Origin of the sequence: Saccharopolyspora galaxeae, assembly GCF_016526145.1 — a bacterium.
Taxonomy (GTDB): domain Bacteria; phylum Actinomycetota; class Actinomycetes; order Mycobacteriales; family Pseudonocardiaceae; genus Saccharopolyspora_C; species Saccharopolyspora_C galaxeae.
This window is the reverse complement of the sequence record NZ_JADDUE010000027.1, coordinates 2,501-5,281: the sequence shown is the minus strand read 5'-3', so window position 1 is coordinate 5,281 and position 2,781 is coordinate 2,501. Positions and strand designations below refer to the sequence as shown.

Here is a 2,781-nt window from a genome sequence, read left to right as displayed (position 1 = left end):
CGAGTATTGTCGGCGGTGTCCTACTCTCCCACACCCACACAAGTGCAGTACCATCGGCGCTGGAGGGCTTAGCTTCCGGGTTCGGAATGGGACCGGGCGTACCCCGCTCCGCTATACCCACCGACAAACCAACACACACCCAAACCCCACAACGGGTGTGCTCACCAAAGGTGAAACCTATTCAACTATGCCTGACAACAAGAGTTGTTGCCTCAGACACCATATAGTGGACACGAGACATCCCTGTGGGCAAGTCCTCGGCCTATTAGTACCCGTCCACTCCATCCGTTACCGAACTTCCATGCCGAGCCTATCAACCCCATCATCTCTAGGGGGCCTTAACCCATCAAGGGTGGGAACCGTCATCTTGGAACAGGCTTCCCGCTTAGATGCTTTCAGCGGTTATCCCTCCCGAACATAGCCAACCAGCCCTGCTCCTGGCGGAACAACTGGCACACCAGAGGTCCGTCCGTCCCGGTCCTCTCGTACTAGGGACAGCCTTCCTCACGACTCCTACGCGCGCGGCGGATAGGGACCGAACTGTCTCACGACGTTCTAAACCCAGCTCGCGTGCCGCTTTAATGGGCGAACAGCCCAACCCTTGGGACCAACTCCAGCCCCAGGATGCGACGAGCCGACATCGAGGTGCCAAACCATGCCGTCGATATGAACTCTTGGGCAAGATCAGCCTGTTATCCCCGGGGTACCTTTTATCCGTTGAGCGACACCACTACCACCAGCCAGTGCCGGATCACTAGTCCCTGCTTTCGCACCTGCTCGACCCGTCAGTCTCACAGTCAAGCCCCCTTGAGCACTTACACTCACCACCTGATAACCAACCAAGCTGAGGGAACCTTTGGGCGCCTCCGTTACCCTTTAGGAGGCAACCGCCCCAGTTAAACTACCCACCAGGCACTGTCCCCGATCCGGATCACGGACCCGAGTTAGATGCCCGGAACGACCAGAGTGGTATTTCAACAACGACTCCACACCCACTAGCGTGAGCACTTCCCAGTCTCCCACCTATCCTACACAAGCCGAACCAAACACCAATACCAAGCTATAGTAAAGGTCCCGGGGTCTTTCCGTCCTGCCGCGCGAAACGAGCATCTTTACTCATATTGCAATTTCACCGGGCCTGTGGTCGAGACAGCGGAGAAGTCGTTACGCCATTCGTGCAGGTCGGAACTTACCCGACAAGGAATTTCGCTACCTTAGGATGGTTATAGTTACCACCGCCGTTTACTGGCGCTTAAATTCTCCGCTTCCCCCTCCAAAGAGAGGTAACAGGTCCTCTTAACGTTCCAGCACCGGGCAGGCGTCAGTCCGTATACCTCGTCTTACGACTTCGCACGGACCTGTGTTTTTAGTAAACAGTCGCTTCTCCCTGGCCTCTGCGGCCACCACCAGCTCCCCCGGCACGCGGGTTCACCAGCACTGGCCCCCCTTCTCCCGAAGTTACGGGGGCAATTTGCCGAATTCCTTAACCACAGTTCACCCGACCGCCTCGGTATCCTCTACCGGACCACCTGTGTCGGTTTCGGGTACGGGCCATGCACACACATCGCTAGAGGCTTTTCTCGGCAGCACGGGCACACTGACTTCACCACCACGGCTACGCATCACCCCTCACCCACCATGTCGCCCGGATTTCCCTGGACAACGGGCTACAGGCTTACACCAGTACCACCACTCACTGGCACAGCTACCCCACTACGTCACCCCATCACTTGACTACTCCGGCATCAGGTCCCATGCACTCACACACCAATTCCGAAGAACCAACATGCTCGCGGATGGTTAGTCTCAACCGTTTCACCATGGGCGCGTGCACACGGGTACGGGAATATCAACCCGTTCTCCATCGACTACGCCTGTCGGCCTCGCCTTAGGCCCCGACTCACCCTGGGCGGACGAACCTGCCCCAGGAACCCTTGGTCACTCGGCGGCAGAGATTCTCACTCTGCACTCGCTACTCATGCCTGCATTCTCACTCCCACACACTCCACACCACGGTTACCCGGATGCTTCCCTGCATGCAGGACGCTCCCCTACCCAACCACACAAAAGTATGATCGGCATGGCTTCGGCGGTGTACTTCAGCCCCGCTACATTATCGGCGCAGGACCACTTGACCAGTGAGCTATTACGCACTCTTTCAAGGATGGCTGCTTCTAAGCCAACCTCCTGGTTGTCTCAGCAATCCCACATCCTTTTCCACTGAGCACACACTTAGGGGCCTTAGCCGATGCTCTGGGCTGTTTCCCTCTCGACGATGAAGCTTCTCCCCCACCGTCTCACTGCCACGCTAAACCCAGGCGTATTCGGAGTTTGGCTGACTTCAGTAACCAACAAGGCCCATCAACCAACCAGTGCTCTACCCCACCCAGGAACCACGCAACGCTGCACCTAAATGCATTTCGGGGAGAACCAGCTATCACGGAGTTTGATTGGCCTTTCACCCCTACCCACAACTCATCCCCCAGGTTTTCAACCCTGGTGGGTGCGGGCCTCCACACGGTCTTACCCGCGCTTCACCCTGGCCATGGGTAGATCACCCCGCTTCGGGTCCACACCACGCGACTCAACGCCCTCTTCAGACTCGCTTTCGCTCCGACTCCCCCACACACGGGTTAACCTCGCCACGCAGCAGCAACTCGCAGGCTCATTCTTCAAAAGGCACGCCATCACACAACCAAACAGTCATGCTCTGACGGATTGCAGGCACACGGTTTCAGGAACTCTTTCACTCCCCTCCCGGGGTACTTTTCACCATTCCCT

Annotated in this window: 2 rRNA genes (1 of these 2 running past the window's edge); both read right to left on the bottom strand. The window is 57.4% G+C overall.

Annotated elements, in window-relative coordinates:
• Positions 1–7 precede the first annotated feature (7 nt).
• Positions 8–125, bottom strand: a 5S ribosomal RNA gene (rrf, locus tag INP57_RS29205).
• Between the two features lie 120 nt (positions 126–245).
• Positions 246–2,781 (bottom strand): 23S ribosomal RNA (locus INP57_RS29200) (it continues 549 nt past the right edge of the window).